19 protein-coding genes are annotated in these 24,087 nt (G+C 41.2%); 5 read left to right on the top strand and 14 right to left on the bottom strand.

What is annotated here, in order from left to right; translation table 11 throughout:
- Window positions 1–4 precede the first annotated feature (4 nt).
- On the bottom strand, window positions 5–1,399 hold the full coding sequence (locus MTF68_RS01125) for a RimK family protein (protein ID WP_055253303.1): 1,395 nt from the start codon (window positions 1,397–1,399) through the stop codon (window positions 5–7).
- A 305-nt stretch (window positions 1,400–1,704) separates the two neighbouring features.
- Here MTF68_RS01125 and MTF68_RS01120 point away from each other — a divergent pair, with 305 nt between their 5' ends.
- Window positions 1,705–2,046 (top strand): zinc ribbon domain-containing protein YjdM, encoded by a 342-nt coding sequence (locus tag MTF68_RS01120; RefSeq protein WP_248461403.1) that lies wholly within the window; start codon window positions 1,705–1,707, stop codon window positions 2,044–2,046.
- 156 nt (window positions 2,047–2,202) lie between these two features.
- Here MTF68_RS01120 and MTF68_RS01115 read toward each other — a convergent pair whose 3' ends face one another.
- From MTF68_RS01115 to MTF68_RS01095, 5 genes are all read right to left on the bottom strand, one after another.
- Complete coding sequence (locus tag MTF68_RS01115) at window positions 2,203–2,697, bottom strand: transposase (RefSeq protein ID WP_004587815.1); 495 nt, start codon at window positions 2,695–2,697, stop codon at window positions 2,203–2,205.
- 198 nt (window positions 2,698–2,895) lie between these two features.
- The gene (locus MTF68_RS01110) at window positions 2,896–3,372 is read right to left on the bottom strand and encodes a GreA/GreB family elongation factor (protein WP_248461402.1); all 477 of its coding nucleotides are present in this window, start codon (window positions 3,370–3,372) and stop codon (window positions 2,896–2,898) included.
- A 116-nt stretch (window positions 3,373–3,488) separates the two neighbouring features.
- Window positions 3,489–4,421, bottom strand: a complete 933-nt coding sequence (gene secF, locus MTF68_RS01105; RefSeq protein WP_248461400.1) for a protein translocase subunit SecF — start codon at window positions 4,419–4,421, stop codon at window positions 3,489–3,491.
- The gene (gene secD, locus MTF68_RS01100) at window positions 4,414–6,252 is read right to left on the bottom strand and encodes a protein translocase subunit SecD (RefSeq protein WP_248461399.1); all 1,839 of its coding nucleotides are present in this window, start codon (window positions 6,250–6,252) and stop codon (window positions 4,414–4,416) included. Before secD ends, secF begins: the two co-directional genes overlap by 8 nt.
- 105 nt (window positions 6,253–6,357) lie before the next feature.
- On the bottom strand, window positions 6,358–6,819 hold the full coding sequence (locus MTF68_RS01095) for a hypothetical protein (RefSeq protein WP_248461398.1): 462 nt from the start codon (window positions 6,817–6,819) through the stop codon (window positions 6,358–6,360).
- A 98-nt stretch (window positions 6,820–6,917) separates the two neighbouring features.
- Between MTF68_RS01095 and MTF68_RS01090 the strand changes: the two genes are divergently transcribed.
- The 3 genes from MTF68_RS01090 to MTF68_RS01080 all read left to right on the top strand — a co-directional run bounded on the left by MTF68_RS01090 (window position 6,918) and on the right by MTF68_RS01080 (window position 10,894).
- Window positions 6,918–8,699 carry an ABC transporter ATP-binding protein/permease gene (locus MTF68_RS01090; protein ID WP_248461397.1) on the top strand — a complete coding sequence of 594 codons (1,782 nt, stop codon included), beginning with the start codon at window positions 6,918–6,920 and terminating at the stop codon, window positions 8,697–8,699.
- A 94-nt stretch (window positions 8,700–8,793) separates the two neighbouring features.
- A complete protein-coding gene (locus MTF68_RS01085) occupies window positions 8,794–9,507 on the top strand; it encodes a YebC/PmpR family DNA-binding transcriptional regulator (protein WP_004587809.1) in 714 nt (237 codons plus the stop codon).
- A gap of 73 nt (window positions 9,508–9,580) precedes the next feature.
- Window positions 9,581–10,894, top strand: coding sequence for a leucine-rich repeat-containing protein kinase family protein (locus MTF68_RS01080; RefSeq protein WP_248461396.1), 1,314 nt, complete (start codon window positions 9,581–9,583; stop codon window positions 10,892–10,894).
- A 69-nt stretch (window positions 10,895–10,963) separates the two neighbouring features.
- On the opposite strand, the gene gap is transcribed toward MTF68_RS01080, so the two are convergent.
- The 5 genes from gap to glk all read right to left on the bottom strand — a co-directional run bounded on the left by gap (window position 10,964) and on the right by glk (window position 16,850).
- Window positions 10,964–11,968, bottom strand: a complete 1,005-nt coding sequence (gene gap / locus MTF68_RS01075) for a type I glyceraldehyde-3-phosphate dehydrogenase (protein ID WP_029773117.1) — start codon at window positions 11,966–11,968, stop codon at window positions 10,964–10,966.
- 10 nt (window positions 11,969–11,978) lie between these two features.
- Entirely contained in the window at window positions 11,979–12,599 is a 621-nt protein-coding gene (gene eda / locus MTF68_RS01070) for a bifunctional 4-hydroxy-2-oxoglutarate aldolase/2-dehydro-3-deoxy-phosphogluconate aldolase (protein WP_004587806.1), read from the bottom strand.
- Between the two features lie 34 nt (window positions 12,600–12,633).
- A complete protein-coding gene (gene edd, locus MTF68_RS01065) occupies window positions 12,634–14,484 on the bottom strand; it encodes a phosphogluconate dehydratase (RefSeq protein WP_029773525.1) in 1,851 nt (616 codons plus the stop codon).
- Window positions 14,485–14,809: 325 nt separating this feature from the next.
- Window positions 14,810–15,823, bottom strand: coding sequence for a LacI family DNA-binding transcriptional regulator (locus MTF68_RS01060; protein ID WP_024034047.1), 1,014 nt, complete (start codon window positions 15,821–15,823; stop codon window positions 14,810–14,812).
- A gap of 34 nt (window positions 15,824–15,857) precedes the next feature.
- Complete coding sequence (gene glk / locus MTF68_RS01055) at window positions 15,858–16,850, bottom strand: glucokinase (protein WP_024034046.1); 993 nt, start codon at window positions 16,848–16,850, stop codon at window positions 15,858–15,860.
- 279 nt (window positions 16,851–17,129) lie between these two features.
- Here glk and MTF68_RS01050 point away from each other — a divergent pair, with 279 nt between their 5' ends.
- Entirely contained in the window at window positions 17,130–18,146 is a 1,017-nt protein-coding gene (locus MTF68_RS01050; protein ID WP_248461395.1) for a LacI family DNA-binding transcriptional regulator, read from the top strand.
- 108 nt (window positions 18,147–18,254) lie between these two features.
- On the opposite strand, the gene MTF68_RS01045 is transcribed toward MTF68_RS01050, so the two are convergent.
- Genes MTF68_RS01045 through MTF68_RS01035 form a run of 3 tightly spaced genes read right to left on the bottom strand, consistent with a single transcriptional unit; the run spans window position 18,255 to window position 24,027 of the window.
- Entirely contained in the window at window positions 18,255–20,666 is a 2,412-nt protein-coding gene (locus MTF68_RS01045) for a glycoside hydrolase family 15 protein (protein ID WP_248461394.1), read from the bottom strand.
- A gap of 9 nt (window positions 20,667–20,675) precedes the next feature.
- Entirely contained in the window at window positions 20,676–22,175 is a 1,500-nt protein-coding gene (locus tag MTF68_RS01040) for an MFS transporter (RefSeq protein ID WP_248461393.1), read from the bottom strand.
- On the bottom strand, window positions 22,168–24,027 hold the full coding sequence (locus MTF68_RS01035) for an alpha-amylase family glycosyl hydrolase (protein ID WP_248461392.1): 1,860 nt from the start codon (window positions 24,025–24,027) through the stop codon (window positions 22,168–22,170). The genes MTF68_RS01040 and MTF68_RS01035 overlap by 8 nt, the downstream gene beginning before the upstream one ends.
- Window positions 24,028–24,087: the final 60 nt, after the last annotated feature.

The following is a 24,087-nucleotide window of genomic DNA, read 5'->3' as shown; positions in this document are numbered from 1 at the left end:
GTTATTACCCACGGCCTCGTGCTTCTAAACGTTGTTTAAATTCGTCCATAATGATCATGTATAGCTCGTCGCCTAAATAGCCGTCTTCTACTTTGTGATCAATACTTGGATTGTCATTTACTTCAAGCACATATGCTTTGCCTTGATGTTCTTTAACATCTACGCCATATAAGCCTTTGCCCACAGTTTTACATGCTTTTAAAGCGGCATCTAAAACAACTTTTGGTAACTCAAAGGTAGGTAGCGTTTCAAAGCCTCCAGAGAAAAACCGTTTAGCATCGTGATTATAAATTTGCCAATGATTACGCGCCATTAAGTAGCGGCACGCATAAATAGCGCGGCCATTTAATACCCCTACTCGCCAATCGTATTCTGTGTACATGTATTCTTGTGCAAGTACCAATGCGCTATATTCAAACAGCTCGGTTAGTTTAGCTTCAAGCTCACTGCGGTTTGCAACTTTAAACACCCCTTTAGAAAACGACCCTTCAGGCATTTTTAAAACCAGCGGATAGGTAAACGCCTCTTCTAATTGCTCAAGCGTTTGCGCTGATTGATCAGCCACTACCACCGTTTTTAAGCTCGGCACCTTTTGATAATTAAACGCATCGTGTAAATACACTTTATTACAACAGCGTAAAATAGACTCTGCATCGTCAATAACCACTAAACCTAGGCTTTGCGCTTTGCTTGCAAGGCGGTACGTTGGGTGGTCAATCGCTGTAGTTTGGCGAATAAATAACGCATCAAACTGGGCTATGTTGTCTATTTCTTCAAAGCTTAATGCTTGAGCATTAATACCATGTTTAGCCGCTGCTTTTATAAAACGGGCAATGGCGTCTTTATCACTCGGTGGTACTTTTTCGTTATGATCAACAAGGATTGCCATATCCCATCTAAAACGGCGCTGCACAGTACCAATGCGCCATTGGGTTTGAGTAAACGTATTTAGTTTTGCTACAAAATTGCTGTATTGCTCATCGTTTAAAGTGCTAAGCGAACCTTGCTGTAACAAGCCTTGTTCATCTACATATAAAATAGGCGCTGGGTATTGCTTAAATACCGATTTAGCCGCTTTGCTTTGTAGCTCGTTTAAGGCATTACCAAAGTAAATTTCGCCATCAATCGAGCCAATATTTAACATAGGAGCTTGACCGCTTCGAAGCGCGTTTATTGTTTTAACACTGGGTAACACCTGGTGTTTGCGGGCCTCTGCAAGCAAAGAGCAATAGTAACCCTTACTCAAGTATTGGCTTGAGTCGCATAAATTAATAATGCGGGTTTTAGGTTCATTATGTTTTGGGTAATCACGTAAGTAACTATTAAACGAAATCACATTGTCGAACGATTGAGCAAGTGTTTGCTCGTTGTTATCAACCACTATTAAGGTTTTAAACACGACTTTTCCTAGTTAAGTCAGAAATATAAAAAGCATGCCTAATAAAATACTCAGCACTATAAATAGAAACACCCATCGTACTAAGTGGGCATTGCGCGTATCACTTAATACGATGGGTGCTTTAACAAATACCTACTGTAAGTGTTAGCGCTTAAATTGCTTAAGCGACATCTGCTTTATATGCTCTTTTTAAAAACCACACAAACGAGATATTTTTAGCGTGAAGATAAAAAATATTGATTAACTATATTTTCCTATTAATGCAGATTAAAATACGCAAAATTACTATTTTATGAGCGTTATAAATGTCACATCCTGCCTGCCCACAGTGCAAATCTGAATATGTTTACGAAGACCAGCAACTGCTTATATGCCCTGAATGCGCCTACGAATGGAACCCAAAGAGTACAAACGATGAAGACGCAATTTTAGTTAAAGATGCCAATGGCACTATGCTAAGTGATGGCGATAAAGTAACCGTAGCCAAAGATTTAAAAATTAAAGGCAGCTCACAAGTTATTAAAATTGGCACAAAAGCGATTGTTAGGCATGTGCTTGATAAAAAAGATCACGAGCTAGATTGTAAAGTAGATGGCATTGGCGAAATGATGGTAACAGCAAAGTTTGTGAAAAAGGCTAATTCGTAGATCGGATAAAGGGCGAAGCCATGCCATCCGACGCGTAATAAAGGCCGAAATTATTTCATTTAACAAAAACTTTTGTACAAAACTAAAGTGTATTATGAAGCTATAGCTTTGTCGGATGGCGCTTCGCTTATCCGACCTACGAAATATTTATATTTTTTATCCGCACCAATTATTTGCATAAATACCTTGTTTCACGGCTCTATGAAAACTTGAATAAGGCCAATCAGCTACTTGACTAACTAGGCCATGTTTTAACGGATTAAAATGAACATAGTTAACATGATGCCAATAATCATTATCATCCCTAATAGTATGTTCCCAAAAACGGCGCTGCCAAATTCCACGTTCATTTTTACGTTTCCGTGTTTGAGTTAAAAACTCTGTCTTTGGGAGTGATTTTGAAAATCGCTTTTTAATTTCTCGCCAGCGACTCGAATAATCCACATCATCATCTGGTAAAGTTAAAACTGCATGAAGGTGATCGGGCAGCACAACCCATGCATCTATATAAAATGGCCTTTGAGATTTAACAAAACGGATAGACTCTCTTAATAAATCGATATGCTCAACCAACAACGATTTATTCCTATCGAGCAAATTAACTGTAAAAAAGTACGTCCCACCTTTTACATAATTACGACGATATTGCATTGCATATCCATTGTATTATTTGTTACGCATTAGACAAATAAAGCGCAAATTTAGGATATATACAACATTGACGTAGGTCGGATAAATGGCGAAGCCATGCCATCCGACAATTAATTTATAAGTATAAGCGTTTATTGTATTGATATGGTTTTGTCGGATGGCGCTTCGCTTATCCGACCTACATATAAAACTAATGCTTTATAAAATTTCTACCACATCATATTCGTGGTTTTTGCCTGCAATGGTTAAGATTACTTCATCATCAAGCTGTTTGCCTAAAAGTTGTTTACCTAGTGGTGCTTCGGGTGTAACAACTTGAATATTTAGCCCTTTAACTTCAACCGTTAAGCCGCCTGCGGCTGGGCCTAAATAAAACCATTTTTGTAAGGCGCTTTCATCTTCTAAGCAAACGAGTGAGCTTATAATCACTTTTTTGTGAGTGGGCTCTTTAAAAATGGCTTCAAACTGTTTAATGCTTTTGTAGCAATCGTTTACACGCTCGGCTTGGCCTTGTGCTAAATAAGCGGCTTCGAGCCCTAGGGTATCGTACTGCGTTTCTGCAACGCTTTCTTCGTGAGTGGCGGCGTCGTGCGCGGCTTTTGCTGCTTGTTTTGCACTGTTTAATTGTGCTTCGAGTGCAAATTTAAGGTGTTCTATTACGTGGGATTTATTCATGAAAGGCGCTAATAACCAATACGGTAAACTATGTGATTAATTTTAACGTTATAAGGCGCTTAAAACCATTATTTTAAGCGCCTGTATTTTAATGCTGATTTTAAAAGTATTTATTGCTAGGGCATATCGAGCAACGCTTGCGTTTCTGCATCTTGTTTTTCTTCGTAATTTTTAGCACTTAACCCTAAAAGCTCAGGTAAAGTAGCCGCAATACAAATAGATGAGAACGTACCTACTACGATGCCAGTAAATAGCGCGATGGCAAAGCCTTGTAATGGCGCACCAGCGAGGAGCCAAACACTTGCAACTGTAGCAAGCGTGGTACCCGATGTAATAAGTGTGCGCGTTAAGGTACTTTTTATGGCGTTGTTAATAATACTTGCGGGGCTAAGCGTGTTATTAGATTTAACACGTAAAAGCTCGCGTACTCTATCGCCTACTATTATAGAGTCGTTAAGTGAGTAGCCTATAATCGCCAGCAAACTGGCAAGTACGGTTAAATTAAACTCAATACTTAATAGCGAAAATAGCCCCAGTACCAGTAATAAATCATGCACTAGCGCAACCACAGAGCCAACAGCTAAACGCCATTCAAACCGTACAGCTAAATAAAGCATTACTGCAACCATGGCTGAAAATAGCGCTAAACAACCTTGTTCAAACAGTTCATCACCCACTTGCGAGCCAATATACGCTGATGATAAAACCTCGGCGTTAATATCTGCATTTTGTGTAATGGCGCTTTGCCAATCACTACTATTTGCTGTTGAACCGCTGGGCGCTTCGCGTAGTTGAAAGTGATTATTCCCTTGTGCGGTTAGTTCAAACTCGCCATTGTGATTTTTAGTAATAAATTGCTCAAGTTGTTTTAGCTCAACACCTTGGCTGGTGGTAAATTCTGTTAGGTAACCACCGGTAAAGTCGAGCCCAAAATTAAGCCCTTTTTGACTAAGCGTAAATACCGATAGCAGTACAAGTATGGCGCTCAAAAGCATGCCCGAAAAACGCAGACGTGTACCCGCCTCGCCCTTTAAAAAAGTGTTAAGCATGTGCATTTACTCCTGCTTTTTTAGCCATTTTTAAATATACCGTTTGGCTTAGTACTTTTGATACGTACACGCCAGTAAATACCGAGGTTATTAAGCCAAGTGCCAATGTTATAGCAAAGCCTTTAACTGGGCCGTAACCTATTCCATATAAAATAAGTGCGGTGATCATGGTGGTTATATTGGCATCAAATATGGTGTTAGCGGCTTGCTTGTAACCTTCTTGAATAGCTTGATAAGCAGAGCGGCCTTTTCTACGCTCTTCTTTTATTCGCTCAAATATAATAACGTTGGTATCTACCGCCATACCAATGGTGAGTACCAGCCCGGCAATACCCGGAAGTGTTAACACAACCCCTGGTAATAACGACATTAGCCCCACAAGCGACGTTAAGTTTAATAATAGCGCTACGTTTGCAATAAGCCCTAAGCGGCGATACCACATTGCCATAAAGGCAAGTGTAATACCCACTCCCAGCATCAATGCGGCCAAGCCGTTAGTTATATTTTCTTGACCTAGGCTTGGGCCAATTGTTTGCTCGTGCACAATAGTAACCGGTGCAGTTAGCGAGCCTGCGCGTAATAATAGCGCTAGGTCGGCCGCTGCTTGTTGGCTTTTCATATTGGTAATACTAAAACGTGAACTTAAATGCTGCGCAATATTCGCCACATTTATAACTTCGCTTTTTTTAACCGTTTCACCTTTAGCATTTTGAGAGTACTCAGAGTAAACCGTGGCCATAGGCTTACCAATATTCGCTTTTGAAAACGACGACATGGCATCGCCGCCTTGCCCATCAAGGCTAAGTTGCACAAGGGGTTTACCCCAATCGTCGCGCCCTATGGTGGCATTATTAATATGCTCACCGGTAAAAATTGGCACAGGATCAAGTTTGATGGTCCCGCCAGATTGCATATCAAATGTTTGCCCGCCGATTTCTTTTAACTGATAAAAGCCAAGTGATGCAGTTGCACCAATAATGCGCTTTGCCTCTGTTGGGTCTTGCACGCCAGGTAGCTCTATGCGTATACGGTTTTTACCTTGGCGCTGAGTGACGGCTTCGGTAATGCCTAATTCTTCTATACGTGAGCGAAGCGTTGTGAGCGTTTGACTCATTACTTCTTTATCAAAGTTGCTTCGCCCTTGCTCTGAATAGGTGAATTTTGCATTTTTAATATCACCATTACTGGTTGTTGAAACTGCTAAATTAGCAAAGCGACTTTGTAGCTCATTGATTACCGGGGTAAGCTTTTTCGCTCCATTTGGGTGTGCATTTATTTCAAAGCCGTGCCCTGTTTGCAGTACTTTAAGGCCATGCGCTTTTTGCTTAATAATAATTGATTTTGCTTGCTGGTACGCACTGACTAATTGCTCATCAATTGCTTTATCTAAATCTACGTCGAGTACAAATAACACACCGCCGTTTAAATCTAGTCCCAATTTGATTGGCGATAAACCAAACTCTTGCAGCCAAAGTGGGCTCGTTGCATGTTCTACAATTTTAACTTGCGTGTTTGGATACTGCGCCTTTATAGCCGCTTGCGCTTGTGCGCTTTTAGTTGGCTCGTTTAACAAAATATTTATAGATGTTTGATTATTTAGCCCTTGCTCAACTTTTAAACCTTGGTTATTTAAAAAAGTTACTAATGCATTAGTGCTTGGCACAGCTTGTGTTTCGCTATGAGGTGCATTGCTTACATGTAACCACGATTTATTAGGGTATAAGTTGGGTAATGCGCTAATGGCTAATAAAACCAGCACAATAAGCATGGCTATATAGCTTAATTTAAATTTAGCCATAAACGGCTTGTGATCTTTTTTTACACTTAACATGGTGTTTCCTTATTACCAGAACCGGTAACGTACTTTTTAAAAGCACAATTAATCTCAAGGCCTAAACGTAAAACGTTAAAACCTAATAAAAATTAAATAAGAAAATTAAGCGTGATAGGTGCTTGCAGCGGTATAGAGCAAATTAGCGTCTTTCCAGCCGCTGAGTCGCGACTTTTTGCTATGCGTTACAAGTGTATACCATGGCCGTTGGGCAATAAACGCGTTGGGGCTTAGGTATATTTCTCTAAAAAGGGTGTGTGCAAAAAATTCAAATACAACGTCGTATTCAGGCTCACTTTGCGCGACATGTAAAAATAACGAAGAATTACTAGCCGTTAACCTAGGTTGATGAGCGTCAAACCCTGTTTGATGAGTTTTTTTGTGCTCATTTCCCTTTACCGATTTTGATATAGGCAGCGTTTTAGCTAACTCAACGCTATCAGCAAACACACTCAATGAGGTGGTTACAGTGTTTAATTTATGTGTCGCGCACTGCGCACTACTTTGAACACTAAAAAGCGCACAAAACAGTAAAAAAGCAGATATAAACACACGAACGTTAAACATGGTTGCGTCAAACTAAAATAAGGGATGCGTAGTATATATGGGCAAGTATTTAAAATACAATGCATATTAATTAAGTATTTATTTGACTGAGATCCGTAATGCGCTCTAAACACAGTACTATAAAACGCGCCGATGCAATGACCTTAAAACATAGCATTAAAACGCTGTGGCCATACATTACTAAATTTAAAGGGCGCGTACTTTTAGCCCTTTTAGCGCTTATAGGAGCTAAAGGCGCGACTCTTTTAATGCCTTGGGCATTAAAAGAAATTATCGACTCGGTTGATAAATCAATCAATCCAGTTTTAGTTATCCCTGCATTACTATTGCTTTTGTATGGTGGGCTTAGGTTTGCCAGCGTGTTTTTAGGCGAAGTAAGAGATGCGGTGTTCTCTCGTGTGACAGAGCACGCGATGCGCGATATTGGGTTAAAAGTATTTAAACATTTACACTCGCTAGAGCTTGCTTTTCATCTCGATAGGCAAACCGGTGGAATAAGCCGTGATATAGAGCGTGGTACTAGTGGGCTGAGCTTTTTAATGCGTTTTTTAATGTTTAATATTGTCCCCACCCTTTTTGAAATACTGACCGTTGCTATTATTTTTGGCTCACTATTTTCTATTTGGTTTGCGTTAATAACCTTATTAGCGGTTGCTATTTATATTACCTTTACTGTAACAGTAACGCAGTGGCGAAACCGTTTTATACGCGAGGCAAACGCCGCCGATAACCTTAGTAATACACGCGCCATAGACAGCCTGCTTAACTACGAAACTGTAAAATATTTTAATAACGAAGAATTTGAAGCCAAAACATACGACTCTTTTTTAGCAAATTGGGAAACCGCCCGTTTAAAAAATAGAATGTCGTTGCTTGCGCTTAATTCAGGCCAAGCGTTAATAATTGCAAGCGCTATTACAGCGCTAATGTGGTTAGGTGCCAAAGAAGTGGTAACGGGCGCTCTAACAATTGGCGAACTTGTAATGATAAACGCCTACATGATCCAATTATTTTTGCCACTTAACTTTTTAGGATTTGTTTATCGAGAAATAAGGCGCGCCCTAACCGATTTAGAAAACATGCTGGGCTTACTTAATAAAAAACCACAGGTAACGCAGCGCCCCCATGCTCAACACCTTTGTATTAGTAAAGGTAATATAGCCTTTAATAATGTGAGTTTTAGTTACGATGCCAACCGCCCTATTCTTAGTAATATTAGCTTTAAAGTTAAAGCTGGCAGTAAGGTTGCCGTTGTAGGTGCAAGTGGTGCAGGTAAAAGCTCGTTGGCGCGGTTACTTTATCGCTTTTACGATATTAGCGCGGGCAGTATAACCATAGATAACCAAGCTATAGACTCCGTCACCCTCGATAGCCTGCGTAAAGCCATTGCTATAGTGCCACAAGACACCGTGCTATTTAACACCAGCATACGCGAGAACATTGCCTATGGCAGACCCACAGCAAGCGATAGTGAAATAGATAAAGCAATAGAAATGGCCCATTTAAAGGACTTTATTTCAACTTTAGCGCAAGGCGGTAAAACGTTAGTGGGCGAGCGCGGTTTAAAAGTATCTGGCGGCGAAAAACAGCGTATTGCAATTGCACGTGCAATTTTAAAGCAATCTCCTATTTTAATTTTTGATGAGGCAACCTCGGCGCTCGACTCGCACGCAGAGCAAGCCATTTTAAAAGCAATGCGCGATGTAACTCAAAACCACACCAGTATTGTGATTGCACACCGGCTATCAACTATAGTTGATGCCGATAACATATTAGTATTTAAAAAGGGCGAACTGGTTGAGCAAGGCACACATTCAGCGCTTTTATTACAAAATGGTCAATACGCTCAAATGTGGCAATTACAACAGCAGGAAGATTAATTAACGCCATTTACTGGCGATACTGCGGCTTTACCTTTAGAATACGGCCTTGCAATTTTATTCAATAATTTACATATATTAAGGCGAAACGCAGATGGGAAGAGCTTACCAAAACAAAAAAGATTCAATGGCTAAAACTGCGGGTGCTAAAACTAAAGTTTATTCTAAGTACGGTAAAGAAATTTACATATGCGCTAAAAATGGTGGCGTAGATCCAGATGGTAACCTTGCGCTGCGCCGTTTAATCGAGCGCGCTAAAAAAGACCAGGTACCCGCACACGTTATTGAGCGCGCAATAGACAAAGCCAAAGGCGGCGGCGGTGAAGATTACGCAGCCACACGTTATGAGGGATACGGGCCTGGTAACTGTATGATTATTGTTGACTGTTTAACCGACAACAACAAACGTACGTTTGCTGATGTGCGTATTTGTTTTACCAAAGCAAACGCTAAAATAGGCGCACAAAATTCGGTATCACATTTATTCGATCACCTCGCTATTTTTGTTTTTGATGGCGATGACGATGAAGCTGTACTAGAAGCCCTTATGATGGCTGATGTTGATGTAACAGATGTAGAAGTAGAAAACGGTAAAGTGACGGTTTTTGCACCACATACAGAATACAACAACACCCGTACAGCGCTTGAAGAAATGGGTATTACAGATTTTGACGTAGATTTAATTTCGTTTGTACCACAAGTTGAAGCCCCTATTGAAGGTGAAGACGTAGAAGTAATGGAGCGCTTTTTAGCCATGCTTGAAGATTGTGACGACGTGCAAAACGTTTACCATAACGCGCAATTTTAAACTTTACTAAACGTATTTATTTTAAGCCAACAGCAATGTTGGCTTTTTTATTTTAAAAGGCTTGTGAAAATTTATGAATACCCTTGCAGAGCTTAAGTCTGGTAGGTTGAATGGTGTTACTCGCTTACAACTCGTTGAAGGCTTAACTGAGTTTCCTTTAGAAATTTTAACCCTTGCAGATACCTTAGAAGTACTCGATTTATCAAACAATAATCTCACTACACTGCCAGATGAGTTTGCGTGCTTAACAAAGCTTAAGCGGGTGTTTTTATCGTTTAACCAATTTAAACATATACCTGAAGTACTCGCTAAGTGCCCTGCTTTAATTATGGTGGCATTTAAAGGCAATCAAATAACAGAGTTTGCACTAAACAGCTTACCTAAAAATATTGAATGGTTAATACTGACCGATAACAAATTAAGCGCATTGCCAAGTGACTTTGGTAATTACACACAGCTTAAAAAGCTCGCCCTTGCAGGAAATAACCTAAAACAACTACCCGCGAGTATGGCCTCTTGTACTAATTTAGAGCTAGTTAGGCTCTCTGCTAATAACCTAACAAAACTTGATAATTGGCTATTAGAACTCCCCAAACTTGCTTGGCTTGCCTTTGCGGGTAATGCATTTAATAAAGCTCAATGCTTAACTAACAGTCGTTTGCAAAACACCCCACTTGAAAATTTTCAGCTTAAAAAAGTAATTGGCCAAGGTGCATCGGGCGTTATTCATTTAGCTAAAACAGCACAGCACAATGTGGCGGTAAAATTATTTAAAGGGGCAATAACAAGCGATGGCTACCCACTTGATGAAGTAAACTGCTGTTTACAAGCAGGCTATCATAAAAACTTAATTAACGTATTAAGCTACATAGAGCAAAGCACACAGCTTGGTTTAGTTATGGAGCTAATAGATACACGCTTTACTAATTTAGGTTTGCCGCCAAGTTTAGAAACCTGTACGCGCGATACATTTAATGACGGTTGTAATTACCCTATTGAAGCTGTTTATAAAATAGCAAAACAGATGGCAAATACGCTAACTCACCTACATGATAATTACGTAAGCCATGGCGATATTTACGCACACAACACCATGATAAATGAACAATATGACGTTTTATTTGGTGATTTTGGTGCAGCTACAAATTTAGCCATGCTTAGTGAATTTCAGCAACAGCAAATACTGTTAGTAGAAGTACGTGCTTTTGGTTGCTTAATTGAGGACTTATTAAGCACTGTTAGCACTGTTAGCACTGTTAGCACTGCAGATAAGCAAAACGAACTGTTTAATAAAATGTCCGATATAGCAGCGCGTGCTATAAATACGGATATTGCATCGCGGCCTAGTTTTAAAGAGCTAAGCGCTTTATTAAACGAGCGGGTATAAATTAATCAAAATAAAAAAGCCTGCATAATGCAGGCTTGGTTGGATAAAGCTAAACTTTTACAGGGTCAATTATAAGTACTGACCTAATGCTTTAACTTGGTCTAACATGCGGTTTGAGAAACCCCACTCGTTGTCGTACCAAGCCATTACTTTAACTAGTTTGCCATCAGCTTTAGTTTGCGTTGCATCAAAAATTGATGACGCAGGGTTGTGATTAAAATCAATAGATACAAGCGGAAGCTCGTTGTACTCTAAAATTTCTTTCATTGAACCTGTTGCTGCGGCTTTCATTACTTCGTTGATTTCTTCAGCAGTTGTTTCGCGCTTAGTGATAAACGTAAAATCAACTAAAGAAACATTGATAGTAGGTACACGTACCGACATACCGTCTAATTTACCCGCAAGCTCAGGAAGTACTAAGCCAACAGCTGCAGCAGCACCTGTTTTAGTTGGGATCATAGACTGTGTTGCACTACGTGCACGGTATAGATCTGGGTGATAAACGTCAGATAAGTTTTGATCGTTTGTATAAGCATGAATTGTAGTCATGCTACCTTGCTCAATACCTACTGTGTCGTTAATTGCTTTTGCAATTGGCGCTAAACAGTTAGTCGTACATGATGCGTTAGAGATAATGTTGCTATCAGCGTTAATTACATCGCTGTTAACGCCGTGTACTACCGTTGCATCTAAATCTTTACCAGGAGCAGACACAATTACTTTTTTAGCACCTGCTGTAATGTGCTTAGCTGCGTCTTCACGCTTAGTGAAAAAACCAGTACATTCTAAAACGATATCTACGTTTAACTCTTTCCACGGTAAGTTTGCAGGGTCACGCTCTTGAGTCAAAGTAATTACGTCATCACCAATCAGCATAGTGTTATCTGATAACGTTACTTTTTGAGAAAATTGACCGTGAACTGAGTCAAATTGTGTTAAATGCGCATTTACGTTAGCCGGTGCTAAATCGTTAATTGCTACAATTTTAATTTCACTGTTTTGTGCTGACTCGTAAAGTGCACGTAATACGTTGCGACCGATACGGCCATAGCCATTAATTGCTACATTAATCATTTTTAGACTCCTATTTAACTTCACTTGCTTGTCGAGCAAGCGCTTCAATGGCTTGCCAGTCTTTGTTTTCAATTAGTTGCTTATCTAGCATCCACGTACCACCAACACAAATAACGTTATTAAGCGCTAAGTAATTAGGGGCTGTTGCTAGGCTAATACCACCGGTTGGGCAAAAAGTAATGTGCGGCAATGGCCCGCCAATCGACTTAAGCATTGCCGTTCCACCTGCAGCCTCTGCAGGGAAGAATTTTAAGTACTTAAAGCCATGGCTTGCTAACTGCATTACTTCGCTTGCAGTTGCTGCACCCGGTAAAAAAGGGATGTCTGAATCTTTAGCTAATGCTAATAATTCATCACTTACACCTGGGCTTACCATAAAATCAGCGCCTGCTTCTACTGAAGCGTCAAAGCTTGCTTTATCAACCACTGTACCTGTACCAACGTAAGCTTCTGGAACTTCTGCTTTCATTAGTTTTACAGCTTCCACTGCAACAGGCGTGCGTAGCGTAATTTCAAGGGCTTTTAAGCCACCGTTGTATAACGCTCTAGCGAGTGGTGCTGCATCTTCTAGTTTTTCGATTACAACCACTGGCACCACAGGTGCCGACGCTAAGATTTTTTCAATACTCATTACTTGTTCCTCATTACCCAGTGTGTGGCAATTATTATTCAAGTCCAAAAGCACTCGCACCTAAATCGGCGCTGCTTACAATATTTCTAAATCCAGTAAATAACTCTCGGCCGGTACCAAAGGTTAAGCTTGGTTGGCTAAGTTGTAGTTCACGCTTAGCAAGCTCTTCGTCGCTAACATGTACTTTTAATATTCCGTTTGGCGCATCCAGTGTTACTAAATCGCCCTCAAGAATTTTTGCAATAATGCCACCTTCAACAGCTTCTGGCGCTAAGTGAATAGCAGCAGGCACTTTACCTGATGCGCCCGACATACGGCCATCAGTCACAATAGCTACTTTAAAGCCTTCGTCTTGAAGTGTTGCCATTACAGGCGTTAATTTATGCAGCTCTGGCATACCTTTCGCTTTAGGGCCTTGCTCTTTAAGCACGGCAATAAAGTCTTGGTTTAACTCGCCACGGCTGTATGCCTCTTGCAGTTCGCCTTGTGAGCTAAATACTTTAGCTGGGGCTGTTACTACTTGGTGCTCAGTGGCTACAGCAGAGACTTTAATGACTGCTTTACCTAGGTTACCCGTAAGTAGTTGTAGGCCGCCTTGCTTGCTAAATGGATTGCTAATTGGACGCAGTACTTCTTCATCGAGTGAGTTTTCTGGGCAATCTACCCATTTAACTTTTGAAGGGCCTGTTGAGTTGCTCATAATTAAGCTGTCGTCTTTATCTAAACGCGGCTCCATCATGTAAGGCGCTAAACCTTCACCAAGCATTGTTTTAACATCAGTATGCAAGTAACCTGCGCCGGCTAATTCACGCATTAAGAAGCCCATACCGCCTGCGGCTTGGAAATGGTTTACATCGGCTGAGCCGTTAGGGTAAATACGCGTAAGTAGTGGCACAACTTCTGATAAATCAGACATGTCTTTCCACGTAACTTGAATACCCGCCGCTTTTGCGATAGCAACAATATGAATAGCGTGGTTAGTTGAGCCACCTGTAGATAGCAAGCCAACTAAACCATTAATAATAGTTTTTTCGCTGATTACATCTGCTAAACACGGGCTTTCTTTATCATCTGTAAGCTGCTTAAGCATGGTTTCTACAGCATTACCTGTTAGACCATCGCGAAGCTCAGTGTATGGGTTAATAAACGAGCTACCTGGAAGGTGTAAGCCCATTATTTCCATTAACATTTGGTTTGAGTTAGCAGTACCGTAAAACGTACACGTACCTGCACTGTGGTACGAGGCACTTTCAGCTTCAAGCAAGTCTTCACGGCTTACTAAACCTTGTGCAAATTTTTGGCGAATACGTGCTTTTTCTTTGTTAGGAATACCAGATTGCATTGGCCCAGCAGGTAAAAAGAATACCGGTAAGTGACCAAAAGATAAGGCACCAATTAATAAACCTGGGACAATTTTGTCACATACGCCTAAACAAAAAACGCCGTCAAATACGTCATGCGATAGTGATACCGCAGTAGACATAGCAATTACGTCGCGAGAAAAAAGCGATAATTCCATGCCGTCACGCCCTTGCGTAACGCCATCACACATTGCTGGCACACCGCCTGCAACTTGGGCAGTTGCGTCGTACTTAGTAGCAAGGTCTTTAATTAAATCTGGGAAATCTTTGTATGGCACATGGGCCGAAAGCATATCGTTATATGAATTGATAATAGCAAGATTTGGCTGCTCATCAGCCTTTAAGCGCGCTTTGTCGTCGCTGCTACACGCAGCCATAACGTGAGCGATGTTTCCGCAGCCTAGTCCGGCACGGACTCTTGTTTGTTTTTTTGCGTGCGAAATACGATCTAAATAATCTTGACGGGTTTGTTTACTGCGTTCAATAACGCGTTGGGTGACTTCTTCAATGCGAGGGTGCAACATAATTTAGCTCATCTCTATTAGTTAGAGGAAAAAGGCTCAGTAGCAATTACAGACTCCACGTAAATAACTGCACTGAGCATCTTTGATTTACCCGTTCAAAGGTACGCTACCAGGGAGCCTCTCACAACAACCCTGACACCGGTGTCACTGTATTAACGCATAGCATTGACACCGGTGTCAACCCTGAGTAACAAAAATAGTGTAAAATTTTAACGTGACCAATTAATGACCATGCTAATTTTAGTTTATTTGCTAAAATCCGCACAAAAAAAACCCGAATAAGCGTCACTCAAATTCGGGTTACTGTGAAAAACAAAAAAGGGGGTTATTTTATTGCAGCAGTAGACTCGCGGGTAATTAATCGTGATTCTAGCGTTACCTGATACGGCTGCTCTTGTGGCTGCGAAATATGCGATATAAGCTGCGTAACAGCTTGTTTAGTCATTTCTTCTACAGGTTGTGCAATAGTCGTTAAGCCCGGCCATATATGGCGAGCAATTGGTGCGTTATCAAACCCTGCAATAGAAATATCATCGGGTACGCGTAATTGGCGCTGTGTGGCAAGCTTTAATACCGCCGCCGCCATGTAATCGTTTGATGCAAATACCGCGGTAGGGCGTGGCGATAAATCTAAAATGCTGCGCGCACTGTCTACACCTGAGTGATAACTAAAGTTACCCTCTTCTACTAGGCGCTCGTCAAATTCTATACCGTGGCTTGCCAACGCTCGTCTGTAACCTTTAAAGCGCTGTTGCGTAGCACTGTGATCAGGGTGGCCTTTAATAAAAGCAATCGACTTATGACCAAGCGAAATTAAGTGCTCGGTTATTTCATAAGCGCCCTGCTCGTCATTACTGCGCACTGAAATTGAATCATCTTCTAGCAGTGCCGATGCAACCCGTGCGTAGGGTATTTTTTTAGCTTTTAAAAAATTAGCAAGTTTTTCAAAATCACCAAATGGCGGGGTCAGTACTACGCCGTCTAAACGCGAGGTTTGTAATAACTGCTCTATATCGTTAATTAAATCATCGCCACGTAATTCGCACGGGTGTATTAGTAAGTTGTAGTTATTTTCTTTACAGGCAGCAAGCGCACCCGTTTGTACGCGAGTTATATAACTTTTACTGGGGTTGTCATATAAGCAGCCAATAATAAAGCTGCGATTTTGCGCAAGTCCGCGTGCTATTGGGTTAGGCGTGTAATCAAGCTCTTTAAATACTTTAAGTACTTTTTCGCGCGTAGCTGCACTCACGTTAGGCTCATTATTTAAAACCCGCGACACGGTTTTTTTAGAAACGCCTGCATGGCTTGCTACGCTATTTATGGTTACTTTTTTCATTTGTTCATTATCCAAATACAACCATTAAGCAAATTTACTTGCTGTTATATAAACACGCACCCGCCCCAATTAGCGGTATGTTATCTTGTGTTACTAAAGTGACTGGAATTTGCCCTGCATATTGCGACATAACACCTTTTTGCGAAAAACGCTCTACAAAACGGCTTTCAAGTAATCGCGTTTGCATACGCGGTAAAATACCGCCGCCTATAAATAGGCCACCTAATGCGCCGTATACTACCGCTAAATCGCCTGCCACACTGCCTATCCAGTCACAAAACTGATTAAGCGTTGCATCGCACACTTCACACTCGCCACTGTTTGCAAGGCTACTAATTTGGGCTGCATCTAAATTTTTAGCTGTAACCCCTTTCACGGCTGCCATTGCTTTGTATAAATGGGCAATACCTGGGCCTGAAAAAACAGTCTCTATAGATACATGAGGGTGCTCTTTTCGAAGCTCGTTAATTAATAAAGCGTCTAGCTCGTTTACAGGAGCAAGCGACATATGCCCGCCCTCAGAGCTTAATACTGCAGTTGACTGCGCTGTACGCACTAAACACGCAGCACCAAAGCCAGTACCTGGTCCCATAACACCAATATTTGCATTTGCATCGGCTTGACCAGGCTTAATAGTAATATTTTGCGTTGAGTCTAAATAAGGCGCTGCATAAGCAAATGCAGCAAAGTCATTAATTACTTCTAATTGTGTTAAATTAAAATGTGCTTTAAATTCACTAACACTAAAGTGCCAACCTAAATTGGTTAAATGCACTTGGCCTGCTTTTATAGGGCCTGCAACAGCTAAACATGCCTGAGTTGGCGTAACATGAGGAATCGTTGTTAGGTATTGTTCAAGTGCGCTTTCTAAAGAGCCAAAATTAGCACTGGGAAATATGTTAATATGCTCAATAACAAATTGGTTAGTTTGCTCATTAAAGTCGGTAATTAATGCAAAGCGCGCATTAGTGCCACCAATATCGGCAACTAAGATAGGGTTAAACTGGGCAGAAGAATTTTGGCTCATGGTATTATCTCTTTTGTGTAAGCGGCTTATGCTTATTATTTTACAACGACTATGCGTTGTTATTTATACACTTTGAGCTATCACCTCAAAGTAGCTATCACAGTAAAAAAGGCTGCTATATAAAATAGCAGCTAATACGTTTTGACAACAAAATGATAAAACATTGGCATTATGACACCGGTGTCAGGATTAGATCAATAATAAATCGCAAAAAGCTTGAAATAATTCACTAATAGTCGAAAATGACACAATTATTTAGCATTTAATTAAGTTGTAACAATGAAAGGTAAAGCCACCTCATTTGACATCGCCCATTATGCAGGGGTTTCACAATCAACTGTATCTCGCGCTTTACGTAACAGCCCCCTTGTTAATGAAGAAACACGCAAACGCGTCCACGACATAGCAAAACAACTTAACTATAAAGTTGATAAAAATGCCAGCAACTTGCGTACTCAGCAAAGTAGTACCCTTGCGCTATTGTTGTTTGAAGACCCAACATCAGATGAATCACAAATAAACCCATTCTTTTTATCAATGCTGGGCAGTATTACCCGTGCGTGTGCAAAAGAAGGTTACGACTTATTAGTGTCGTTTCAATCAGCTAGCGCCGATTGGCAAGCCGACTACGAAGACAGCCACAGAGCCGATGGCATTATTTTGCTCGGCTATGGTGATTACATAGACTTTCAACCAAAATTTAAAACCTTGCTTGACCAAAACACTAAGTTTGTATGCTGGGGCGCCACAGTAGATAACCGCCCAGATCTTACTGTATGCTGCGACAACTACGGCGGGGGCAAACTAGCCGCTGGCCATTTAATTGCCCATAACCGCACCGATTGCGCGTTTATCGGTGATGCATCTGATCACAGCCCAGAATTTTTTGCCCGCTTTCAGGGGTTTAAAGATGAGCTACTTACTAATGGTATAACCATTAATGAGCGAAAAATGGCCAATGCTATTTCAACTGAAGAGTCTGGTTATCATGCTACACGCTCACTTATTGCTAATAACATAAAATTTAACGCCTTATTTGCCGCCAGTGATTTAATTGCTATTGGTGCAATTCGCGCTTTAAAAGAAGCCAATATTAATGTTCCTAACGAAGTGGCCGTGATCGGTTTTGATAACATAGCCATTGCAAGCTACATAAACCCACCGCTTACAACCATAGCGCAAGACACCACCGTTGCAGGGCAAATGTTAGTAGAGAACTTACTTAAATTAATACGTGAAGAAGAAGTGCAAAGCACCCTTTTACCGCCGGTATTAATTGCCAGAGGGTCTAGTTAAGAATTTATAACTCAACGTCATTGTGCTTATTAAACATTAAACCCCCACTTAGATACAAAAAAGCCACGGCTGTTAACCGTGGCTTTAATTTTACATTTTGAACTAGCCTTATTTTAAAGCTTTCTCAACAACTGGGTAATGATCCCAAACTTTTTTGTCGCTCAGTGAACGAACTAATTTAATATACTCGGCATGAGTCCATGCCAATGGTGTTGCTGAATTAGTCCCCTCGCCTAGCTCATAACCTGCTTTATTAACCCCTACACCATCCCATACTTGCTCTGGTAACATAAGGCCGTTATTAGCAAATTGCTCTAAGCCTTTTACATAGCTGTTTTTAATTTGCGCCTGTTTAGCATCATCCAGAGCGTTGTTTGCATTAGCTGCTGCGATTTCGTAATGCCCGCGTTCACCGGTGAAAAATGGCCATACACGCCCACGTTGGCCTGGTGTATTACTACCACCCTCAGCATAGTTTGTGCCTTTAACTTCATCTTCACCGTAGCCATCATTGCCATAGCGGCGGTAGCCTGCAAAAGTGCCGCTGCCATCGTCAAAGCTAAAGCTGTATTTTACTTGTAGGTTATCTTCAAGTGTTTCATCGTCATACTCAGGTAGTGTCTTAACGATGCTTTCATCATTTGCACCGCGTACGCCATAGCGTACTAACTCTAAAAAGCCGCCATCTAAAATTTGCTTTTTATTAAACCCTTCGCGGCCATTATTAGCGTTAATTTTAGTGTTTGAGTTTGCATCGGTATCTTGGCCTATACGAATAAAGTATTCGCCATCGCTATTCTCGCCTTTTAAGTTACCTTCGGTAGTAAACATTTGCGATTCAATATCGCTGCTGTATTTTTTAGCCGTGGCAAGGTAGCGCTGCGCGTTTTTATCATCGCCACTAAGCGTTGCGATATCGCTTGCGGTAATAAGGCCTGCTACTATTGCCGCAGTTGTAGATGGCGAATAACCACTTTGCTCTTCCCAGCGCTCTTGTTGTGTTGCCGGTGGTGTAATTTGTGTGTCGTTCCACAAAATTTTAGCAAGTCCCCCCTCGACTAAAAAATCGGCCGCTGGTTTTAACATTTTGCCGTACCAGCTTTTTAGCTCTTCATCGCTAAGTACGTTGGCTTTATGTAACTTCCATGCCAGCATGATAGGCATAGCAGTTTGATCAAGCTGTACGCCTACCCATTCTAATTCACCATCGACGTGTGTTTTTTGTAAAAACCAGCCGGTATCGCCTTTATTACCTGGTGTTTTGCTGTTTACTTGCACTTTTTCAAGGTATTCGAACGCTGTTTTTGCTGTGGCAGTATCGCCAAGCGCCATAAATGCCATGGCTACTTGATAAAAATCGCGCACCCATACCGCTTTATAACCCGTAGAACCTTCTTTGGCTGAAACAGTTTCGCCCCATGGGTTAGATAAAGAAGCAATTAATGCCCCTGCGTGTGTTTTATCTTCTTGTGCTTTTAATACCATGGCGCTGGTGTATAAAAGCTTACCGTTATCGGCTGTTTGTTCAACCATGGCATTAAGCGGTTTTAGGCTTTGTAGGTAATCTTCCCAGCCTAGCGCTTCATCCTTGCCGTTGTAGTGATCGAGCACCGCTTGGTACCCTTTAGCTAAACTTTGTTCACCTTGCTGAATACTTTGCTGCTGCGTTTTACCAAAGCTCAGTGCTAAATCAAAAGTGGTATTTGCAGTTATCCCGCCAAGCTCTGCAAGCATGCTTACATTACCAGCAGTTTCGCCGGTATTTGTGTATTGGGTATTTATAGATTGCGTAGTTTTAAGTGCATTAATGCCGTCACTTTCTCCTGTAAACCCTACCGTTTTTGCTTTAAATGGTGATGCGGATTGAAGTGATAGATAGTTATCATCTTCCCATGCTACAAGCCCTTTCTCTGTTGTTTTAGCAAAGTCACCTAAGCCGTTATTATTAATGTACGGATTAACAGACACATACGCTTTTAGCCCTTCAAGCTCAGTATTAAATACGCTGCGTACAAACAGGGTTTGCCCATCTGGGTCAGTAAATATGTGTTTTTCTAGGCTAAAGCGGCCTTGTTTATCAGTGCTTGTTACTTTATAAGCCAGCGATAACGGGCGACCTTGTTCATCTTTATGTAAGTAATCAATGGTGACATTTAAATCATCCGCTTCACTAACGGTAAAATCTTTACCTGTTACTATAAATTGCATGTCTTTTATTTGTGCTTGGTGAATAAGCCCAAACATGGTTTCGGTGATCATACCTTTAGCTATTGAAAACCATACTTTAGACACATGCCCCGTTGCAGCTGCATTAGTGTATTGGCCGTTTTGGTATTGCTCGTATGATGTACCAATACCTGTTTTACCCGCATAAGCCCAAAAAGGCTCTGCACCTGGAGCGCCTGGTGCCGATGTAACTTGTGCTGTGGTACTTTCGTTAGTTGTACTTGTGTTTTGAGCGCCGCAAGCCGTTAAACCTAACGTTAAAAGAGAGGCGGTTATAAGGTTATATTTTTTCATTGTGTGTCCTTAATGAGAATTTTTAACGCGCATTACTGCAACAGCAGCAACAACAAACGAAGCTGCACCAATTAATAATGCGTAAATAGGCTGATTAGAAAATACGTGGCGTAAAATAAGCCCTAAAACACTGGCGGCAAGTAACTGAGGTATAACTATAAAAAAGTTAAAAATCCCCATATAAACGCCCATTTTGTTACTCGGTAGTGCGTTACTTAACATGGCATACGGGAGTGATAAAATAGATGCCCAAGCAAACCCTACGCCTATCATAGGTATAAGTAGCATTTTAGGGTCTTGAATAAACATAAAGCTTGCAAGACCTAACGCGCCAAGCAATAAATTAAAGCAATGCGCGCCTTTTAACCCCAATTTTTTAACTAAAAATGGAATACACATAGCGGCAATTGCGGCAAATCCATTGTAAGCGGCAAATAAAATACCCACCCAGTCAGCGCCATCGTTAAATGCTTTAGAGGTTGCATCGCTACTACCATAATGAAAGCTTGTTACTGCAGCGGTGGTATAAATCCACATAGCAAATAAAGTAAACCAGCTAAAAAACTGCACCCAGGCAAGCTGCTTCATGGCCTCTGGCATAGTAAATACATCTTGTACTACTTGGTAAAAACCACCTTGGGTTTTATTCGCACTTTTAAGCGCCGCTGCAATCCACTGCACAATACCAAAGGCTAATAAACCACCAGCAAGTAGGTATAATTCTTTTTCAAGGGATAAGCCCATGACTAATGCAAGAGTTGCTAAACCCAGTACCACAAAAATAATGGCACCTTTATTAAAGTTAATATCAACCACTTTGCTTGTTGTAGGTTGAGCACTTTGCTTTTCAAAAGCCGCTAATTGCTCAGGGCTGTATTCTTTAGTACGTGCCACGGTCCAAAGCACCGCAACAAGTAACACCACCCCGCCCCAATAAAATGAGTATTTAACAGATTCAGGAATTTGCCCTGGGGCTGCGGTATTACTTACATCAAACCAGTTGGTCATCATCCATGGTAGCGCCGAGGCTAACACCGCCCCAATACCAATAAAAAAACTTTGTAAACCGTAGCCTGTCGCGCGTTGCTTTTCTGGCAAGTTATCACCAACAAGTGCTCTAAACGGTTCCATGGTTACGTTGATTGACGCATCCATGATCCATAACATACCCGCGGCAATCCAAAGCGTTGGTGAATGCGGCATAATAAATAGTGAAAGCGTTGTTAACACTGCACCTATAAAAAAGAACGGACGACGACGGCCAAAGCGCCCCCACGTTTTATCACTCCAATAGCCTATAATAGGCTGAACAATTAAGCCTGTAAGCGGGGCTGCAACCCATAAAATGGGAATATCATCAACTTGTGCGCCTAATGTTTGAAATATTCGGCTCACATTGCCGTTTTGCAGGGCAAAACCAAATTGTATGCCTAAAAAGCCAAAGCACATGTTCCATATTTGCCAAAAACTTAAATTTGGCTTATCGGTATTATTATTTTGATTATTCATTATTAGCCTTATTTGTTAATACTGCGCTGCTAAATGCATCAAGTGTGAGGTTAAATGTAGCGCCTTGCGGGTGAGCTTTAAGCTCGGTGGTGTGATTTTCAAGTAAATCATTTAATAGCGTATTTTCACTCATTGCACCTAATTGTGCCTTTGATAAATTAACCGTAACTGTTTGTGGCTGCTCACTAAAGTTACTTAACACATACACACTTTGCTGGCCTAAAGAGCGGGTAAAACCAACTACACGTTCACTTCCTACAAGGTTAAGTGCCGACATTTCTCCGCCTACTACAGCAGGTAAACTATTCAGTGACATAACCGCTTTGTAGTAATCACGAAGTGCTACTTGCTCTGCGGTTAAATTAGCGCCATCAAATTTTCCGTTATTCATCCATGCTTGGTGCGCTGGAACGCCAATGTAGTCAAAAATACTGGTACGTGTCGGCGCTCCAAACCCCGCGTTTTCAGAGCCATCTTCTCCCACATCTTGAGCAAAATATAAAAGTGTTGGCGCGCGGCTAATTAAATTAGAAACAACTAAAGCAGGTTTACCCCACTGGGCATTACCTGCAAAGTCTGGGCTTGCAATTCGTTGCTCGTCGTGATTTTCTAAAAAATGCAGCATATGTTGCTCTATATCGAGCACACTTTGATGCGCATCAAAAATACTATTGGCAGGTTGTTTAAGTTGCATTATCGCTTTTAAGGTATCGTAAAAGCCGACTTTATCGTAAAGGTAATCCATTTTACCTTGCTGAATATAGGCACGGTACATTAACGGGTTATATACTTCGGCCAATAAAAACGCATCGCTTTTTTGCATTTTTATTGACGAATTTAAAAAGCTCCAAAATTCAACCGGTACCATTTCGGCCATGTCGTATCTAAAGCCATCAACGCCTTTGTCTAACCAAAAAAGTGCAATGTCTCTAAATTTGTACCAGCTATCTGGTAGCTCTTTATCTTGCCAAAACGCATAATGAGCACGGTAATCTTTGTCTTTATAGTCGTTTGGCAGCTGAGCAAAATCGTAGCTACCATCAGGCTTTACGCCATAATTTACTTTTACTGTTTCGTACCAATCGTTAATGTCGGGTTTTGGTGCACGGGCACCGTTTCCTGTCCATTTAGCAGGTGTTTCATCAAAAAAGCCATCCGCAAGTGGGTGAGCCTTTCCCCCTAACACGATATAAGTTGTAGAGGTAGGCACTTGAAATGACTGCCCAGGCACATAGTAAAAGTTGTTATTTTTATCGTACGTTTTACTGGTGTCGTCTTGTGCGCCGAAATCCTCTACGCCTTTAGGCTTTCCAAGTGATTGATAATTACGGGCAACATGGTTAGGCACTATATCAATAATGACTTTCATACCGTGGCTATGTGTACGTTCAATAAGCTGGCTAAACTCTCCCATGCGGTTTGTTACATTAACGGCTAAATCGGGATTAACATCGTAGTAATCTTTAATTGCGTACGGTGACCCTGCGCGGCCTTTTACTACATCGGGGTCATCTTGTGAAATGCCGTAGTCGGTATAATCGCCCACTAACGCGTGGTGTAATACACCGGTATACCAAACGTGCGTGGTACCTAGCTCTTTAATGCCTTTGAGGGCTGCATCGTTAAAGTCGGCAAATTTACCTACGCCGTTTTGCTCTTTAGTGCCCCATGGCACATTGGCTGTTTCGGTATTACCAAACAAACGCGTAAATACTTGATATACAACCGGCTTGGTAAGCTCATTTTGCGTGTGGGCAGGTGCTTGCTGTTGTACAGGTTTGTTATTTTCTGAACACCCTGTAGCAATAAGTGCACTACACAGTACTGCGGGTACATAAACTGATTTTTTCATTGTGTGTCTTTTTTGTCAGTATTGTTATTAACTTTATACTAAAGATTACTGCAGCAACCA

It is taken from the genome of Pseudoalteromonas sp. 2CM37A (genome assembly GCF_023161885.1).
GTDB lineage: Bacteria > Pseudomonadota > Gammaproteobacteria > Enterobacterales > Alteromonadaceae > Pseudoalteromonas > Pseudoalteromonas atlantica.
The sequence above is the reverse complement of the archived record's forward strand: the minus strand, read 5'-3'. Positions and strand labels throughout refer to the sequence as shown.

Coding starts and splice junctions, on each gene's coding strand:
- MTF68_RS01095 (WP_248461398.1), bottom strand. CDS start 6,819: ATGTTTAACGTTCGTGTGTTTATATCTGCTTTTTTACTGTTTTGTGCG.
- glk (WP_024034046.1), bottom strand. CDS start 16,850: ATGAGCCAAAATTCTTCTGCCCAGTTTAACCCTATCTTAGTTGCCGAT.
- gap (WP_029773117.1), bottom strand. CDS start 11,968: ATGATTAATGTAGCAATTAATGGCTATGGCCGTATCGGTCGCAACGTA.
- secD (WP_248461399.1), bottom strand. CDS start 6,252: ATGTTAAGTGTAAAAAAAGATCACAAGCCGTTTATGGCTAAATTTAAA.
- MTF68_RS01050 (WP_248461395.1), top strand. CDS start 17,130: ATGAAAGGTAAAGCCACCTCATTTGACATCGCCCATTATGCAGGGGTT.
- MTF68_RS01115 (WP_004587815.1), bottom strand. CDS start 2,697: ATGCAATATCGTCGTAATTATGTAAAAGGTGGGACGTACTTTTTTACA.
- eda (WP_004587806.1), bottom strand. CDS start 12,599: ATGAGTATTGAAAAAATCTTAGCGTCGGCACCTGTGGTGCCAGTGGTT.
- MTF68_RS01040 (WP_248461393.1), bottom strand. CDS start 22,175: ATGAATAATCAAAATAATAATACCGATAAGCCAAATTTAAGTTTTTGG.
- MTF68_RS01080 (WP_248461396.1), top strand. CDS start 9,581: ATGAATACCCTTGCAGAGCTTAAGTCTGGTAGGTTGAATGGTGTTACT.
- MTF68_RS01060 (WP_024034047.1), bottom strand. CDS start 15,823: ATGAAAAAAGTAACCATAAATAGCGTAGCAAGCCATGCAGGCGTTTCT.
- secF (WP_248461400.1), bottom strand. CDS start 4,421: ATGCTTAACACTTTTTTAAAGGGCGAGGCGGGTACACGTCTGCGTTTT.
- MTF68_RS01035 (WP_248461392.1), bottom strand. CDS start 24,027: ATGAAAAAATCAGTTTATGTACCCGCAGTACTGTGTAGTGCACTTATT.
- MTF68_RS01045 (WP_248461394.1), bottom strand. CDS start 20,666: ATGAAAAAATATAACCTTATAACCGCCTCTCTTTTAACGTTAGGTTTA.
- edd (WP_029773525.1), bottom strand. CDS start 14,484: ATGTTGCACCCTCGCATTGAAGAAGTCACCCAACGCGTTATTGAACGC.
- MTF68_RS01110 (WP_248461402.1), bottom strand. CDS start 3,372: ATGAATAAATCCCACGTAATAGAACACCTTAAATTTGCACTCGAAGCA.
- MTF68_RS01090 (WP_248461397.1), top strand. CDS start 6,918: ATGCGCTCTAAACACAGTACTATAAAACGCGCCGATGCAATGACCTTA.
- MTF68_RS01120 (WP_248461403.1), top strand. CDS start 1,705: ATGTCACATCCTGCCTGCCCACAGTGCAAATCTGAATATGTTTACGAA.
- MTF68_RS01085 (WP_004587809.1), top strand. CDS start 8,794: ATGGGAAGAGCTTACCAAAACAAAAAAGATTCAATGGCTAAAACTGCG.